Origin of the sequence: Schaalia odontolytica (genome assembly GCF_009730335.1) — a bacterium.
Taxonomy (GTDB): Bacteria; Actinomycetota; Actinomycetes; order Actinomycetales; family Actinomycetaceae; genus Pauljensenia; species Pauljensenia dentiphila.
The window spans coordinates 1,856,291-1,872,732 of sequence record NZ_CP046315.1 but is presented as its reverse complement, the minus strand read 5'-3'; the positions used below and the strand labels follow the sequence as shown (position 1 = coordinate 1,872,732).

Annotated in this window: 15 protein-coding genes; 6 read left to right on the top strand and 9 right to left on the bottom strand. The window is 64.9% G+C overall.

Going from position 1 to position 16,442, the window contains the following annotated elements; genetic code table 11:
• Positions 1–17: 17 nt before the first annotated feature.
• Positions 18–1,679 carry an L-lactate permease gene (locus tag FOC40_RS08190; protein ID WP_003794781.1) on the bottom strand — a complete coding sequence of 554 codons (1,662 nt, stop codon included), beginning with the start codon at positions 1,677–1,679 and terminating at the stop codon, positions 18–20.
• 181 nt (positions 1,680–1,860) lie between these two features.
• On the opposite strand from FOC40_RS08190, the gene leuA reads away from it, so the two are divergent.
• Positions 1,861–3,615, top strand: a complete 1,755-nt coding sequence (leuA, locus tag FOC40_RS08185; RefSeq protein ID WP_039929287.1) for a 2-isopropylmalate synthase — start codon at positions 1,861–1,863, stop codon at positions 3,613–3,615.
• Between the two features lie 70 nt (positions 3,616–3,685).
• On the opposite strand, the gene FOC40_RS08180 is transcribed toward leuA, so the two are convergent.
• Both FOC40_RS08180 and FOC40_RS08175 read right to left on the bottom strand, forming a co-directional pair.
• Positions 3,686–4,270: a TetR/AcrR family transcriptional regulator gene (locus FOC40_RS08180; RefSeq protein WP_003794788.1), complete on the bottom strand. Its 585-nt coding sequence runs from the start codon at positions 4,268–4,270 to the stop codon at positions 3,686–3,688.
• Between the two features lie 244 nt (positions 4,271–4,514).
• Positions 4,515–5,054 carry a TetR/AcrR family transcriptional regulator gene (locus tag FOC40_RS08175; protein ID WP_003794789.1) on the bottom strand — a complete coding sequence of 180 codons (540 nt, stop codon included), beginning with the start codon at positions 5,052–5,054 and terminating at the stop codon, positions 4,515–4,517.
• Positions 5,055–5,296: 242 nt separating this feature from the next.
• Here FOC40_RS08175 and recO point away from each other — a divergent pair, with 242 nt between their 5' ends.
• Together recO and FOC40_RS08165 are read left to right on the top strand one after the other, a co-directional pair.
• Entirely contained in the window at positions 5,297–6,034 is a 738-nt protein-coding gene (gene recO, locus FOC40_RS08170; protein ID WP_003794791.1) for a DNA repair protein RecO, read from the top strand.
• Positions 6,031–6,855 (top strand): isoprenyl transferase, encoded by an 825-nt coding sequence (locus FOC40_RS08165; protein WP_003794793.1) that lies wholly within the window; start codon positions 6,031–6,033, stop codon positions 6,853–6,855. Before recO ends, FOC40_RS08165 begins: the two co-directional genes overlap by 4 nt.
• On the opposite strand, the gene FOC40_RS08160 is transcribed toward FOC40_RS08165, so the two are convergent.
• From FOC40_RS08160 to FOC40_RS08135, 6 genes are all read right to left on the bottom strand, one after another.
• The gene (locus FOC40_RS08160) at positions 6,852–7,394 is read right to left on the bottom strand and encodes a hypothetical protein (RefSeq protein WP_003794794.1); all 543 of its coding nucleotides are present in this window, start codon (positions 7,392–7,394) and stop codon (positions 6,852–6,854) included. The two genes, FOC40_RS08165 and FOC40_RS08160, sit on opposite strands and share 4 nt — an antisense overlap.
• 113 nt (positions 7,395–7,507) lie before the next feature.
• Complete coding sequence (locus FOC40_RS08155) at positions 7,508–7,897, bottom strand: Fur family transcriptional regulator (RefSeq protein ID WP_003794796.1); 390 nt, start codon at positions 7,895–7,897, stop codon at positions 7,508–7,510.
• A gap of 13 nt (positions 7,898–7,910) precedes the next feature.
• Positions 7,911–8,840, bottom strand: coding sequence for a metal ABC transporter permease (locus FOC40_RS08150; protein WP_003793125.1), 930 nt, complete (start codon positions 8,838–8,840; stop codon positions 7,911–7,913).
• A gap of 13 nt (positions 8,841–8,853) precedes the next feature.
• Entirely contained in the window at positions 8,854–9,678 is an 825-nt protein-coding gene (locus FOC40_RS08145; protein WP_003794799.1) for a metal ABC transporter ATP-binding protein, read from the bottom strand.
• Entirely contained in the window at positions 9,675–10,700 is a 1,026-nt protein-coding gene (locus FOC40_RS08140; protein WP_003794801.1) for a metal ABC transporter substrate-binding protein, read from the bottom strand. The genes FOC40_RS08145 and FOC40_RS08140 overlap by 4 nt, the downstream gene beginning before the upstream one ends.
• Before the next feature lie 65 nt (positions 10,701–10,765).
• Positions 10,766–11,782 carry a LacI family DNA-binding transcriptional regulator gene (locus tag FOC40_RS08135; protein ID WP_039929291.1) on the bottom strand — a complete coding sequence of 339 codons (1,017 nt, stop codon included), beginning with the start codon at positions 11,780–11,782 and terminating at the stop codon, positions 10,766–10,768.
• A gap of 164 nt (positions 11,783–11,946) precedes the next feature.
• On the opposite strand from FOC40_RS08135, the gene FOC40_RS08130 reads away from it, so the two are divergent.
• From FOC40_RS08130 to FOC40_RS08120, 3 genes are all read left to right on the top strand, one after another.
• Positions 11,947–13,173 (top strand): sugar ABC transporter substrate-binding protein, encoded by a 1,227-nt coding sequence (locus tag FOC40_RS08130; RefSeq protein WP_003794804.1) that lies wholly within the window; start codon positions 11,947–11,949, stop codon positions 13,171–13,173.
• Positions 13,174–13,388: 215 nt separating this feature from the next.
• Positions 13,389–14,981: an ABC transporter permease subunit gene (locus FOC40_RS08125; RefSeq protein WP_039929294.1), complete on the top strand. Its 1,593-nt coding sequence runs from the start codon at positions 13,389–13,391 to the stop codon at positions 14,979–14,981.
• Positions 14,981–15,877 carry a sugar ABC transporter permease gene (locus FOC40_RS08120; RefSeq protein WP_003794808.1) on the top strand — a complete coding sequence of 299 codons (897 nt, stop codon included), beginning with the start codon at positions 14,981–14,983 and terminating at the stop codon, positions 15,875–15,877. Before FOC40_RS08125 ends, FOC40_RS08120 begins: the two co-directional genes overlap by 1 nt.
• The last annotated feature ends 565 nt before the right edge of the window (positions 15,878–16,442 follow it).

The window sequence follows — 16,442 nt, the reverse complement described above, 5'->3', positions numbered from 1 at the left end:
AGCCCATGAGCCGCCGATCAGTGCGGCATGTAGGCGCCCAGCCAGCCCTGGGATGCGACGAACACCAGGGTGCACAGCACCAGGAGCAGGCCGATCGAGTAGGGGGCGGCCTTCTTGAGGATTTCCGCGTCGGAGCCCTTCGAATCCACCGCGGTCGCGGCGATCGCGAGGTTCTGCGGGGACACGATCTTGCCCAGGCCGCCGCCGATGGTGTTGGCGGCCAGCAGGATCGACGGGTCGAGGCCCGCGCCGGCTGCGGCGGTCGACTGCAGGTTCGCGAAGAGAGCGCCCGCCGAGGTCGCGGATCCGGCGACGGCCGTGCCGATCCAGCCCAGGATGGGGGAGAGGAACGCGAAGGCCGCGCCCGTCGTCGCCAGTGCGGCGCCGATCGAGGTGGTCTGGCCCGAGAAGTTCATGACGAAGGCGAGGGCCATGACGGAGGCGATCGTCAGGATGGCCATTCGCAGCGAGTAGATGGTGCGCGGCAGGACCGCGAACATCTCACCCACGGAGGTCTGGAAACGGCCGTTCGAGGAGTTCGTGCCGTAGACGATGGCGACGATGATGCCGGTGACGAAGATCCAGGTGCCGGGGTTGGACAGGATCTGCAGGTTGTAGTTGGCTGCGGTCGAGGGGGATCCGTCGGCGGTCAGCAGGTTGCCGTAGATACCGGGCCACGGGATCTTCACGTCCGTCGAGGAGAAGAAGGCAGCGACCGGCTTGGCCAGCTTCGTGATCGCGATGATGACGACGACGAGGACGTAGGGCAGCAGGGCCAGTCCGATGCGCGAGCCGGTGGGCTTGTCGGCCTCGTCGGCCTCGGTTGCGCACTCCGCGGGGGTCGTCGGGCCCCAGAAAAGGAGGAAGACGTAGCAGGCAGCGAAGCCGAGCAGGGAGGCGACGACGGCGGTCAGCTCGTAGGAGATGGAAGGAGTGAAGAAGTGGCCCGCACCGGCAGCAAGGCCGGCGACGAGGGCGAGGGGCCAGAGCTGTCGCACGCCGCGCCCTCCGTCCAGGATGAACAGCAGGAGAAGGGGGATGAACAGACAGAAGATCCAGGTCAGGTGTCCCATGTCGCCGGCGACGACGACGGGCTCTGCACCACCGAGCTTGCCGGCGGTGGTCGTGGGGATGGCCATGGCGCCAAAGCCAACGTTGATGGCGTTGCCGACGACGGTGACGACGGCGGCCTTGATCTTCGGGACGCCGAGGGTCACCAGCATGGCGCAGGTGATGGCCACGGGGGCGCCGAAGCCGGCCAAGCCCTCGAGCAGGCCACAGAAGCACCAAGCGACGATGAGGGCCTGGGCGCGCTGGTCGCCGCGGCCGATCGTATTAAAAACAGCCTTGAGGTCGGAGCTGCGTCCCGACTTCTCGGTGAGGTTGTAGAGCCACACGGCAGCGATGATGATGTAGATGATCGGCATAAAGCCCATCGCGGCGCCCTGCGTTCCGGACAGGAGCGCCATACCGACGGGCATTTTGAAGGCGAAGACCGCGATGCCCAGGGAGAGCACCAGGGAGATGATCGAGCACCAGTGGGTGGCGACCTTGAAGACACCCATGAGGACGAAGAAGACGACGAGCGGAAGGAGCCCGACGACGGCTGTCAGGAAGACGTTACCCGCGACGGCAGTCGTCGATGGGGTAAAAGATTGGGCTAACAAAAGAGAAGTCATGGCTGCTCCGCGCGTCAGTGTGTGGGACATTGGACCCAATTATCATGACATATGAACGCAGAGGCGTACATATTTTTGAGCGTTTTTCTTTGTCAATGCTGGGTGGGGAGCGCGCCGCATCTCACGTCCAGTATGCGCAGCGCCTGCTCGCGTGCCCGGCCTCGTCGATAGACTACGAAGCGTGAAGACTACATCCGCTGTTCCCGTCCCCTCCGGCTCGCGCATGCCGATTCGTAAGTATCGGCCGTTCCTCGATACGAATCCCGTGGACCTGCCGGATCGCCAGTGGCCCTCCAAGCGCATCACGAAGGCACCGCGCTGGATGTCCACCGACCTGCGCGATGGCAACCAGGCCCTCATCGAGCCGATGGATCCGGCCCGCAAGCGCCGCATGTTCGACCTGCTCATTAAGCTGGGTTATAAGGAGATCGAGATCGGTTTCCCCGCGGCTTCGCAGACGGACTACGACTTCGTGCGCTCTCTCATCGAGGATGATGCGGTGCCCGAGGACGTGACGATCTCGGTGCTCACGCAGTCTCGCTCCGAGCTGATCGAGCGCACGGTCGAGGCCATGGTCGGCTTCCCGCGCGCGACGGTGCACCTCTACAATGCGACGGCCCCCGTGTTCCGCGAGGTCGTCTTCCACGCTGATAAGGCGCAGACGATCGAGCTCGCCCAGTCCGGTGCGCGCGAGATTATTGCGCAGGCTGAGAAGCGCCTGGGCGATGAGACGATCTTCGGTTTCGAGTACTCGCCCGAGATCTTCGTGGACACCGAGCTGGATTTTGCCCTCGAGGCGTGCGAGTCCATCATGGACGTGTGGGAGCCGGGCGAGGGTCGCGAGATCGTCCTGAACCTGCCTTCCACGGTCGAGCGTTCCACCCCGAACGTCTTCGCGGATCAGATCGAGTGGATGAGCCGCAACCTGAGCCGCCGCGAGTACGTGGCCCTGTCCGTGCACCCCCACAACGACCGCGGCACGGGCGTGGCGACGGCCGAGCTGGCACTCCTGGCCGGCGCGGACCGCATTGAGGGCTGCCTGCTGGGCCAGGGCGAGCGCACCGGTAACGTCGACCTGGTGACGCTGGGCCTGAACCTGTTCAGCCAGGGCATCGATCCGGGCATCGACTTCTCCGACGTGGACGCGATTCGCCGCACGGTCGAGTACTGCACGCAGATGGAGACTTCGCCGCGTGCCCCCTACGTCGGCGATCTGGTCTACACGAGCTTCTCCGGTTCCCACCAGGACGCGATCAAGAAGGGCTTCACCGCCCGCAAGGCCAAGGTGGACGCGGCCGGCGGCGACGAGGAAGCGGTCGTGTGGGAGCTGCCCTACCTGCCGATCGACCCGCACGACGTGGGCCGCTCGTACGAGGCCGTGGTGCGCGTGAACTCGCAGTCCGGCAAGGGTGGCGTCGCCTACCTCATGTCGACGGCGCACGCCCTGGAGCTACCGCGCCGCCTGCAGGTGGAGTTCTCTCGCATCGTGCAGCGCCACACCGACACCTACGGTGGCGAGATCAACGCGGCCACGCTGTGGCAGATCTTCGCGGACGAATACCTGCCCACGAGTGCCGCTCCCGGTCTGGAGCCGTGGGGTCGCTTCGAGATGCGCTCCTCGCAGGTCTCGTCGATCGACGACGAGCACGTCGAGCTCAACGCGACGCTCACGGACGGCGGCGAGACCGTGAAGGTGCAGGCAACGGGTACGGGCCCGATCGACGCCTTCGTCTCGGCGCTTCACGAGTTCGATCTCGATGTGCGCATCCTCGACTACTCCGAGCATGCGATGAGCCAGGGCCGCGACGCCCGCGCCGCCGCCTACGTGGAGGCCGCGGTCGACGGGCAGATCGTGTGGGGCGTTGGCATCGACTCCTCGATCACGCGCGCGTCCTACAAGGCCGTCATCTCGGCGGTCAACCGAGCCCTGCGCTAAGCGCTCGCAGACAGATAGGGCGAACCCCGGCCTCGTTGATGGAGAAACGAGGCCGGGGTTCGTCGTGTTGTCAGGTGCGCTGGGCGTCCGGGATGGGGGCGGCCGCGAGGGCCTCAAGGGATCGGCGCACCTGGCCGTCGAGCACGCGGGCGATGCGCTCGGTGAGGATGTAGGGGTCGGTGCTCATGCCGGTTGCGAGCCACTGGGAGACGTGGCCGAGAATGGCGAGAGTGAAGTGGTCGGTGACGAACACTCGATCGTCTTCGGTGACCCGCAGATCGATGCAGTGTTGATCGACGATGGGTTCCATGACCGCGCGCAGCTGCTTGTGGAGGAAGATCTGCAGGTCCTCCATGCCGAGGGAGGAGACGACGGAACGGGTCTCTTCGGGGTGGTTCTGCATCCACACGAACATGGCGAGCAGTCCATCGGACCAGTCCTCGTAGGTAGCCTGGGCGATGATCTGGTCGGCGACCTCGCGCTTGAAGACCCACACGGTCAGGTCGCGGATGTCAGAAAAGTGGTAGTAGAAGGCCTGGCGTGTCACGCCGGCGGTGCGCGTGATTCCGGAAACCGTCACCTTCGACAGGGGGACGGTCGTGAGGGCGTCGCGCAGGGCGCGTGCGAGCCGCTCTTTCGCATCGGGGTGGGGCATCAGTGATCCTCGGCGACAAGAAACGATGAGGTTACGTGCGGACTATACATGCAAATTCGCGGAGCTGCCTACTGCCTGTCTAGACAGAACTGACCAATCTTATAGCGAGGCCCTGGTTACGCGTCTAGGGATTGGTTGTCACGATTATGTTGCGGATATGCGTCAGGCCCTGGTCTCGTTGGAACGAGGCCGGGGCCTGACGAGAGCTATGTCTACCCTCGTGCGGTTGGTGGGAACTACCGCATCACTTGGCGAGGCGACCCAGAGCCGGGGTGGTCTGGTCGGTCATGAGCACTCGCATGCGCGCAATCGCGAGCGAGGGGTTGACCTCCAGGCCGGAGAGCATCCACTGAGCCATGTGGGCGGTGGTCGCCAGAGCGAAGTGCTGGGCGACGACGTCGCGCGCCGTGGCCGAGGCGGAGCTGGGGAGGCGGGACTCGATGAGTTCCTGAATGTGGGAGGCCAGGAACGCCCACAGGTCGTTCGCCTCGATGGTTTTCATGGCGGCGGCGGTCTCGTCGTGATGGGCGTGCATCCACGTCATGGTCGCTTCGATGGCGTCGAGCCATTCTCCCGAACTGGTGGTCAGGTGCGCTGTGACTTCCGTGCGGAAAACCCAGGCATTGAGGTCGTTGAGGGAGTTGAAGTGGTAGTAGAACGCTTGACGGGTGACCCCGGCGGAGCGTGTCAGTGCGCTGACAGAGATCTTTGACAGCGGGGTCTGTGTCAGGGCCTGGCGCAGTGCGGTGCCAAGCTTTTCGCGGGCATCAATCGGCGGAGCCATTTGTTTCCTTCCTTCGACGGTTATGGGTAAACCATATCCAGTTACGAAGAAACTAGCTACTCGAAAACCGTTTGCCGGCTGTGTAACCGACCACGCTGTCAGTTTCTCATATATTGTTGACAGCGCACGCGGGGGCGCTTGTCGAGCGATGTGACAGCGCACTTCACAACAGATTTCGCGTCATGCGATGCGGGCCGGGCCTCCTCTCCCAAGTCGCGTGGCCGTGACACAATGTTCGTGTGATGAAGTCCTATCGAGACGAGGCGATCGTCCTACGCACCCACAAGCTGGGCGAAGCGGATCGCATTATCACGCTGCTAACTGCCGAGCATGGGCAGGTGCGCGCCGTCGCCAAGGGAGTGCGCAAGACGACCTCAAAGTTCGGCGCACGCGTCGAACCCTTCTCCGTCATCGATGCGCAGCTCCATCGAGGCCGCACTCTCGACACCCTCACCCAGGTCGCCTCGATCGCCCAATACGGCGATGCCATCGCCGCCAACTACGACCTCTACCTCGCGGCCACCGTCGTCGTCGAAACTGCCGAGCGCCTCACCGCGGACGCTCACGACGGCACCCACTCCCAATACCTGCTCCTCCTAGGGGCCCTCAACGCCCTGGCACGAGGCCGACACGACCCGACCCTCATTCGCACGTCCTACACGCTGCGCGCCCTCGCTCTCGCCGGATGGGCGCCCTCCTGCTTCGACTGCGCCGTGTGCGGCACCCAGGGGCCGCACACCTCGTTCTCCATCCCCGACGGTGGCACCGTCTGCGATACCTGCCGACCGCCCGGCGCCTCCTCGCCCGCGCCCGACACGGTGGCCCTCCTCGGTCAGCTGCTCAGCGGCGACTGGGAGCGGGCCGACCGGTGCGAACCCTACGCGCGCACCGAGGCCTCGGGCCTCATTTCCTCGTACACTCAATGGCATCTGGAACGTCGCCTCCGCTCGCTGAGCGTCATCGATAGGAGTCACCCATGACGGACCTGCGACCCACCCCCATGGACCGCGCACCGAACGACCCAACCGCGCCGCTGCTCGGGCCCGGCCAGTGGCACTGCGAGGCGCCCGTCTTTCGTAAGGGTGAGGTGCCCGAGCACGTCGCCCTCATCATGGACGGAAACGGGCGCTGGGCCAATAGCCGAGGCCTGGCGCGCACCGAGGGACATCGGGCGGGGGAGTACGCCCTCATGGACACGATCGCCGGCGCGATCGACGCGGGTGTGCGCTACCTGAGCGTCTACACGTTCTCCACGGAAAACTGGAAACGTTCGCCCGCCGAAGTCTCTTTCATCATGAACTACGCCTCCGACGTGCTCGCGCGGCGTACCGACCAGCTCGCCCAGTGGGGCGTGCACGTGCGGTGGAGTGGGCGCCGGCCCAAGCTGTGGAAGAGCGTCATCAACGCGCTGGAGAAGGCTGATCGGGCGACCTCGCACTGCAAGGCTCTCGACCTGATCATGTGCGTGAACTACGGTGGTCGGGCCGAGCTGGCGGATGCCGCCCGGTCCATCGCCGAGGGCGTGGCGGCGGGGCGCCTCAGCCCGCGCGGCGTGACAGAAAAGACGCTCTCACGCCACCTCTACCTGCCCGACGTGCCCGACGTTGACCTCATGATCCGCACGTCGGGGGAGCAGCGCCTGTCCAACTACCTGCTGTGGCAGATGGCGTATGCGGAAATGATGTTCGTCAACATCCCCTGGCCCGCGTTCGACCGCGAGGAGCTGTGGGGGTGCCTGGAGGAGTACGCGGGGCGAGACCGCCGCTTCGGCGGCGCGATCGACCGCGTCGCGCAGTCCTAGGCCTCGTCAGAGGCCAGCGCGGCGTCGACCGCGCGGCGCTTACGGCGGCCCCACACGATCTTCGCAGCGATCAACGCGATGATGAGGGCGAGGCCAGCCCAGCCCCAGGGGGAACCGGCGACGGCTCGAATCGCCGCGGCAAAAACGGCGAGCGTGCCGAGGCCGTACAGCAGTGCCCACAGGACGCAGCCTGGGATCATGGCAATCGTGTAGGTGCTCCAGCGCATGCGCACGAGGCCCGCGCCCGCGTTGATCGCCGTCTGGATGCCTACCGTCAGGAAGCATAGGGGAATGGCGATGATGCCCCACTTGTCCAGCATGGCCGCGCCCTTGCGGGGAACCGGGCCGTCGAACCAGCGGGCCATGGCGCCCAGGAAGCCCTGTCGTCCTGTCGCCAGGACTGCGCCGGAGGCAGCGCCGCGAGCCAGCCAGTAAGTCGCCTGCGCGCGGAAGAAAACGACCACAAAAAGGAAGACGAAGAGCCAGATACCCTCGCGCGCAAAGGCGGGGACCATGGAGTCGATTCCGGCGGCGAACATGACACTCCCAGACTGAGGCTAACCAAACGAAGCCTATCCTAACCTACGGACGAGGCCTGGGAAAGCGTCGTCCGCTTCCCAGGCCTCGTCGTGGCTGATACAGCCTCAGTAGGTCACTTCTTCGACTGGCAGGATGCGCACACCCCGAAGAGCTCCAGGGAATGCTCGACATCTCCAAATCCATGTGCCGCTGCGACCGAATCTACCCACGACTCGATCTGCGACTGCTCGATCTCCTTGGTGAAACCGCACTCGCGGCACACCAGGTGATGATGGTGATGGTGCGTCGTGCACGAGCGGTACAGGGTCTCGCCGTCGGAGGAGCGCAGCGTGTCGACGCGACCGTCGTCCGCGAGGCTCTGGAGCGAGCGGTACACGGTCGCCAGGCCCACGCGTTGTCCCTGGACGTGGAGGTCTTCGAAGATCTGCTGGGCGCTGCGGAAGTCACTGACACGGGTCAGCTCATCGAGGACCGCCTGACGCTGCTTCGTCATGCGCTGCATGGTGTTCCCTTCCTCATGATGCGTCTGCGTGAGCGAGAGGTTCGCGCTCCGGATGCTGGTTGTGGCCGCGGGCTGCGCGAAGCCTGCGCACCCTGCGGATACGGTCCACAATAGCCCGGATCGTGAATCCAATCGCGTACAGACAGATTGCGCCGACAACGATGGTCGCACCGGGCGACAGGTCAACGAAGTACGTCAGCGACAGCCCGCACGTGCAGATGATGACGCCGAGAGCCATCGCGATGCCCATCGTGGAGCGGAACGAACGTGCTCCGAGCTGGGCGATAGCCACGGGAATAACCATTAGTGCGCTGACCAGCAGCGAGCCGACGACCCGCATCGCGACGGCCACGGTCAGTGCCGACAGGATAGCGATGAGCAGGGACAGCGTGCGCACGGGCAGCCCCGTCGAGCGTGCGAAGTCCTCGTCGTTGGTCACCGAGAAGAGCGCGGGGGCCAGGCCTACCCCGAGCGCCACGATTGCGACCCCGAGGAGCGTGATGAGCGTAATGTCGCTCCATCGCACGGTCGAGATCGAACCGAACAGATAGGAGTTCAGCTGAGCGGAGGTGCCGCCCGCCAGGCCGATCAGGAGGACGCCGCCGGCGATGCCCCCGTAGAAGAGCATGGCCAGGGCAGTGTCGCCGGACGTGCGACCGCTCTGGCGCACCAACTCGATCGTGATTGCGCCCAGCAGGGAGATGATGACCGCGCCGGGGATCGCCCATGAGTCGGCGGGGCTTACGTTCGCGAACGTGCCCGCCAGCCATCCCAGCGCGACACCGGTCAGAGAGATGTGGCCGATGCCGTCGCCCAGCATGGCGAGGCGGCGATGGACCAGGTAGGTGCCGATGATCGGGGCGGTGAGGCCCACGATCAGGGCGGCGAGCAGCGAACGCTGCATCATCTGCGAGGACAGGAGGGTCGTCAGTGCGTCAATCATGTGTCGCTCCCGTCTAGATTCCGCTCACGAGGCCGCGGTCGCGCGTCGCCGGGCCGGGCTCGGTCGTGGAGTGGCAGTGATCGCCGCCGCCGTGATGCTGTTCGTGGTCATCCTCAATGTGGGGTGGGCCGTCGTATGAGACGTGTCCCGCGCTGATGTGCAGCTCTCGATCCAAGAGTGGGCCGAGCTCGCCCAGTTCGTGCAGGACGATGAGGATCGTCGTCCCCTCAGCCTTGGCCTCGGCAACGATCTGTGCGAGGCGCGCTCGCGATGTTGCGTCGATTCCAGCCATCGGCTCGTCCATGATGAGCAGCTCGGGTCGGCGCACGAGGGCGCGTGCGATGAGGACGCGCTGGGCCTGCCCGCCCGACAGAATGTTGAGGGGGGAGTGGGCGCGGTGGGCCATGCCGACGCGCTCAAGGGCGGACATGGCCTTCGCGGTGTCGCCCGGCAGCGCCCACAGACGACGAGGCCCGAGCAGGCCGGATCGCACGACCTCGATCGCGCTGGCGCTAATCGCGCCGCCCGAGGAGATGCGCTGGGGCACGTAGCCGATCTTGTTCCACGGTACGCGGCGGCGAGCGGAAATCGAGCGACCGAAGAGCTGGGCGTCGCCGCTCGTGATCGGAGCGGTGCCCAGCAGGGCCTTGAGGGTCGTGGACTTGCCCGATCCGTTCGAGCCCGTGATCGCCACGGTCTGGCAGGCGGGGATATCGAGCGAGATCCCGTGGAGGATCAGGTCCGTATCCCAGGCCACGTGCAGGTTGTGGAGACGCACGACGGCGGTCGCCTCCGCGAAGGAGGCTCCCGCCGTCGTGGGGTTGTCAGTCGTTGTCACTGGCAGTCGAGGGCTTTCGTCAGGGCGTCAATGTTGGAGTTCATCGTCGCGGCGTAGTCCTTGGATGCGTCGGTCTGGGACTCGATCGGGTCCAGGACGGCCGTCGTGATGCCGAGGTCGTCGGCCAGGGTCTGAGCGACCTTGGGATCGATGAGGGCCTCGGTGAAGATTGTCGTCACGCCCTGCTCCTTGGCGATCTGGGCGATTTCAGCCAGTCGCGCGGGGGAGGGGGAGGACTCGGGGTCGAGGCCGGAGATGCCAACCTGGGTCAAGCCGGTGCGGTCCGCCAGGTAACCGAAGGCGGTGTGCGCGGTGACGAAGGTCTTGACCTTGCAGCTCGAGGTCTTGGTGACCAGGGTGTCGCTCAGGGTGTTGAGCTCGTCGGCCAGGGCCTTCGCGTTCGCCTTGTAGACGTCGGCGTGGGCGGAGTCAGCCTCGGCGAGCTTGTCGCCCACCAGGGTGGCGGCCTTCGCCATGCGGGTGGGATCCAGCCAGAAGTGCGGGTCCGCGCTCATGTCGTGATGGTGATCGTGGCCCTCGTGGTCGTGGCCCTCATGATCGTGGTCGTGGGCTTCGGTCTCACCGGACTGAGCCTCGTCGGTAGCCTCTTCTTCCTCCTCGGAGGGGTGGTTGGCGTCGGTGCCGGCCTCAACCAGCTCGGCTGCGGGGGAGACGTCGATGACGGTCTTGGGGGCCTGCTGCTCGATGGCCTCGTCAACGGCGCTCTGGAAGCCCGCGAGGTAGACAACCGCGTCCGCGGAGGACAGGGAGTCGACCATCTTGGGGGAGAGCTCGAGGTCGTGCGGCTCGGCGCCGTCCGGGGTCAGGGAGGTGACGGAAACGTGCTCGCCGCCGATCTTCTCAGCCAGGTACTGCAGGGGGTAGAACGAGGCCATGACGGCCAGTTTGCCGTCCTTGGGGGAGCTATCTCCGGAGGTGGCCGTGGAGGTGCAGGCGGACAGGGCGAGCGCTGTGGCAGCCGCGCATGCGGCAGCAAGGATTCTCTTCGACATGAAAATCATTCTCTTTGACATTGAGAATCTTTGTCAAGTCAATCTCGCCGCCCGAACCGCCGTGATCTGGGGAGTTATCGGACGCGTCCCGTCGAGCTCCGCACGATCAAATCGGGCGAAAAGACGTAATCGGCGTGCGCGGGGGCGTAATTGGCTGTGTTCAATGCCTCGAAGAGAGCGCGCACGGCGGATGTGACGATCGACTGCACGGGCTGGTGAATCGTCGTGAGTGCCGGATCCAGGTGGCTCATGAGGAATGTGTCATCGAAACCGATGACCGAGACGTCATCCGGGACGGACAGGCCGAGCGAGGAGATCGTGCGGATGGCGCCGAGGGCCTGCAGGTCAGAACCCGTGATGATTGCCGTCACGGCGCGCTCCAGGAGGGCGTGCGTGTAGGCGGCTGCGGCCTCGTACGTGTAGAAGGTTTCTTCGATGATGGGGGAGTGGTCCCCGATCAGCTCGCCCATCACCTGCGTGAATGCCTCGGCCTTACGTAGGGCTGGGACAATGTGCGTGCGGCCGGTGAGAAGCGCGATGCGCGTGTGGCCCAGCTCGTGCAGGTGGCTGACCGCGGCGCGAATGCCGAGGGAGTCCCCGGTGGAAAAGTCGGGGGCTGGGACCTCCTGGCGTGCGCCGTTGATCGTGACGAAGGGGATTCCGCGCGCAGCGACGTCGTGATAGGGGGAGAGGTCGGACAAGAGATCTGCGTGCCTGCCGGAGACAAAGATGAGTCCGTCGACGTGGTGGTCGACGAGTGACGCGAGATGATCGAACTCGGACGTTGCGCCCGGTGTCTGCGTGCGAATGAGGGCGATGCCGCCCGCGCGCGAAATCTCCTCCTGGAGGTGGTGGGCGAAGGAAGCGAAGATCGGGTTCGTGAGTTCGGGCACGATAACACCGATCGTCGGAGTACTGGGCGTGTGCTCGCTGGGTGGACGGTCGTAGCCCAGCTCATCGATCGCCGTCAGGACCCTGCGGCGCGTGTCTTCGGAGACCTGGCCGACGCCGTTGAAAACGCGTGAAACAGTTGCGGTCGATACACCCGCATGGGCCGCAATATCGGCCATGCTTGTACGATTTTTGGTCATCGGCTCAACTCTCCTTTGGGCGTCCGAGTGCAGCTGTTTCCCTATAAATGTAACAGCTTGCACACAATTGCGAAAATTGTTGCAGAAACAAAATCGAGCGTATTACAGTGGTCGTGTAGCAGGTCGCTGATGGTGGCGACCACCTGATCAACACAGGAGTAATAATGCGACGTGGCATCGCAGCACTCGGCGTCTTCGCGGCGGCTACCGCCCTGGCCGCCTGCAACAACGGCACGACCTCTTCCCCTTCCTCCTCGGACGGCGCCACGACCGGCGCTGTGGCGACCCTGACGATTTGGGCGGACGATACCCGCTTCACCCAGGTCGAAACCCTCGCTGAGGACTTCACCACCAGCACCGGCGTGAAGGTCAACGTCGTTCAGAAGTCCGAATCCGACATGGATACCGAATTCACCACCCAGGTTCCCACCGGCAACGGCCCCGACCTGATCGTTATGGCCCACGACAAGCTCGGCGCACTCGTCGCTAACGGCGTCGTCTCCCCCGTGGACCTCGGCGAGGCCAAGTCCAACTTCGCAGACGTCGCCGTCAAGGCCGTCACCTACAACGGTCAGACCTACGGCGTTCCCTACGCCGTCGAGTCCGTGGCCCTGGTGCGCAACAACGCTCTCACCAAGGACGAGCCCAAGACCTACGACGACATGATCGCCTCCGGCAAGACCGCCGGCGTCGAGTACCCCTTCATCATCCAGATGGGTGACAAGGGCGACCCGTACCACTTCTACGGCTTCCAGACCTCCTTCGGCGCCCCCGTCTTCAACACCAACGCTGACGGCGAGTACACCTCCGAGCTGGCCATGGGTGGCTCCGGTGGCACCGACTTCGCCACCTGGCTGAAGGCTCAGGCTGACGCGAATGTGTTCTCCCCGTCCATCACGGCTGATATCGCCAAGCAGGCCTTCCTCGATGGCAAGGCCGCCTACACGGTGACCGGCCCCTGGAACGTCGCCGCCTTCCGCGAGGCCGGCATGGACGTCTCCGTCCTGTCGATCCCCTCCGCCGGCTCCCAGGCCGCACAGCCCTTCGTTGGTGTCCAGATGTTCTACCAGAGCGCCAAGTCCGCCAACCCGGTCGCCGCCAAGCAGTTCTTCAACTACCTGGCTACCCCCGAGGCTCAGGAAGAGATGCAGAAGCTCGGTGGCCGCGCCTCCGCGATGCCTTCGGTCGCCGCCAAGTCGGATGACCAGGACATCAAGGACTTCGCGAAGGTCGCCGAGTCCGGCGCTCTCGCCCCCGCGATCCCCGCGATGGGTTCCGTCTGGAACTTCTGGGGCCAGACCGAGGCCAACATCGTGAGTGGCACCGAGACCCCGGCAGAAGGCTGGGCGACCATGGTCACCAACATCAACAACGCGATCGCCTCCAAGTGATCGAATCCGCCGGTTGAATAGCGACTGACACCCCGCTCGCCTGAGGCGAGCACCCAGCCTCGCACCCGCCCGCGTCCCACGCGGCGGGCGGGTGCGAGGCCCGCAAAACGCTCGCGCCGCACTGCGGTGCACTCGCACCCCCGGGTGCTTTCCGACCCGCCACCAGGCGGGTATCGTCGCAATGACGCGCAAACTGCGCACGTGTGGAGGACACGATGTCTGAGCCAGCGAAGGCTGCAGAAAAGAAAAAAGAGGCGCGCACCGCCTCGCACGCTAGCGAAGTAACCAGGCCCGGTTTCTTCGTCAAACTTGTTCTGATGATGCTCATCGATGCCCTGGGAATCTACGGCATGTTCACCGCTTACCTGGTGAAGTCGTGGACGGTTCTTGCCGTCCTGGTCGTCCTGCTTCTCGTGGTCAACTGGGTGTACTTCTCCAAGCGGACTATTCCCGCGAAGTACCTCGTTCCCGGCATGGTCTTCCTGCTCATCTACCAGGTCTTCGTCATGGGGTACACGGGTTACGTGTCCTTCACGAACTACGGCCAGGGCCATAACTCCAGCAAGGCTGACGCCGTCGCCTCGATCCTGCAGGCCTCCGAGCAGCGCGCCGAGGGTGCGCCGAGCCTCCCTGCCGCTGTCGTCGAGGACAGCAACAGCCTCGGGCTCGCGGTGGTCGACACTGCGACGGGTGCGATCCGCGTGGGCGACTCCGAGACCCCGCTGCACGAGGTGTCCGGCACGTATGCAGCCGGGGCGATCAGCGCGGTCGACGGTTACAAGGTCCTGACGATTGCCGAAATCCTACAGCCCGAGACGCAGCAGAAGGTCTCCGCCATCAAGGTTCCGGCCTCCGACAATCCGAACGACGGAAGCTACCGCAGCGATGACGGGTCGACCGCCTACCTGGCCAAGTCCCGCTACAACTACGACGAGGCCGCCGACACCCTGACCGACACGACGACCGGCGTCGTCTACACGGCAAACAATAAGATCGGCGCCTTCGTTGACGCGGACGGCAACCAGATCGACCCGGGCTGGCGCGTCTTCGTCGGCTTCGACAACTACATGAACATGTTTGCCCGCGGCGACCTGGCTGGTCCCTTCCTGAAGGCCCTGCTGTGGTCCTTCGTCTTCGCCGCAGCATCCGTCCTGTCGACCTTCGCGCTCGGCCTGATCCTGGGCCTCGTGTTCGCAGACAAGCGCATCAAGGGTCGTAAGATCTACCAGTCCCTTATGATCCTGCCCTACGCCTTCCCGGCCTTCCTTGCCACCCTGGTGTGGAAGGGTATGCTCAACAAGGACTTCGGCTTCATCAACGAGGTGCTGCTCGGCGGCACGAATATCCCGTGGCTGACGGATGGAACGCTGGCGAAGTTCTCCATTCTGGGCGTGAACCTGTGGCTGGGCTTCCCCTACATGTTCCTCGTGTGCCTCGGCGCTCTGCAGTCCCTGCCGGGTGACGTCGAAGAGGCCGCGAAGATTGACGGCGCCTCCGGTCTGCGCACCGTGTGGTCCATCAAGCTGCCGCTCGTGCTGCAGTCCACGGTGCCGCTGCTGATCGCGTCCTTCGCGTTCAATTTCAACAACTTCTCGCTGATCTACATGCTGACCGGCGGCGGCCCGAACTACCCGGGCTTGGATGTCGGCCAGACTGACATCCTGATCTCGATGGTCTACAAGATCGCGATCGAGTCGGGTTCCCCGAACTATGGCCTGGCCTCGGCCATGTCCATCGTCATCTTCATCGTCGTGGGCGTGATCGCGTGGCTTGGTTTCCGCCAGACGAAGACCCTTGAGGAGCTGTGATGAGCGCTGCAACTGTGAAGAAGAATCGCGAGTCGACCCTGAAGGGTGCGCGCTGGTGGAAAGAGGTCGGTTGGCGCCACATCGTCGCCATCCTGATGATCATCTACTGCCTCATCCCGCTGCTCTACGTCCTGTCGGTGTCCCTGAATCCGGGTGCGACGCTCACCGGCTCGAACAAGCTCTTCTCGAAGGTGTCGTTCGAGAACTTCGCGGCACTGGGCAGTGGCCAGTACTCCGCGTACTGGTCGTGGGTCCTGAACTCCCTCATCGTGTCGTCCGCGACCGCTGTGGGCACCGTTCTCATGGGCGCGGCTGCCGCCTACGCGTTCAGCCGCTTCCGCTTCAAGGGGCGCCGCACGACCCTGACCGGCCTGCTGCTGGTGCAGATGTTCCCGCAGATGCTGGCCTTCGTGGCACTCTTCCTGCTGCTCCTGGGCATCAAGGATATCTTCCCGGTCCTCGGCTTGGACTCCAAGCTCGGCCTGATCTGCGTCTACCTCGGTGGCGCGCTCGGCTCGAACACCTTCCTGCTCTACGGCTTCTTCAACTCGATCCCGCGTTCGCTGGATGAGGCGGCCATGATCGACGGTGCGACGCACGCCCAGACCTTCTGGACGATCATCATGCCGCTGGTCCGCCCCGTCCTGGCAGTCGTCGGTCTGCTGAGCTTTATCTCCTCGCTGGGTGACTTTGTGATCGCTCGCGTGGTGCTGCAGAGCCCGCAGCAGCTGACGCTGGCCGTTGGTATGTACAACTGGGCCGCGGATGCTCGTACCGCCCCGTGGGGTATCTTCGCGGCCGGCTCCGTGATCGCGGCCGTTCCGGTGATCCTGCTGTTCCAGTACCTGCAGAAGTACATCGTCTCCGGCCTGACCGCCGGCGGCGTCAAGGAGTAAGTGCTTCCGAGCCCTCCTGCCTAGCCAGCCCCGGCCTCGTCCCCTATCCCCGTGGGACGAGGCCGGGGCTGTTTTATGCGTCCGGGCGCGGGCATCGTGTGGGATGTGGGCACAGTGTGGGCCGAGGGCGCTGATGGCCGCGAGATGCGGGTCGTTGGGAACGGGTGTTCGGGCGCTGCCGGTCGGTGACCAGTGCTGGTTGTTGGGCGTTCGTAGCGCACTCTTGTGTGTGCCTTTGGGCCTGGTCTCCCGCGAGAACTGGCAGCCTCGCTTCGCTCGTAGTGTCCGACCAGATGCTCACCCGAACCCTACGGGCGGTGTCTCCGCCCGTACTGTCCGTGTGGTGGTGTGCTCAAAGTGCAGTCCACTTGGGTGAAATCCGGCGAGAACGGGGTTTTGGGGCGAAGCGGACTACGGTTTGGGCGCGGTGGCTTGCGATGTCGCGTTGTGGGTGGGCTCGCGGTAGGGCAGTGTCAACGGGGCGCAAGATAGCCGCCCGGCGCCCGCCCGGCGTCCTATGCTCGGGCTGGATGTGGGCCAGGAGCGGCTCGGTTTGCCAGTTCCG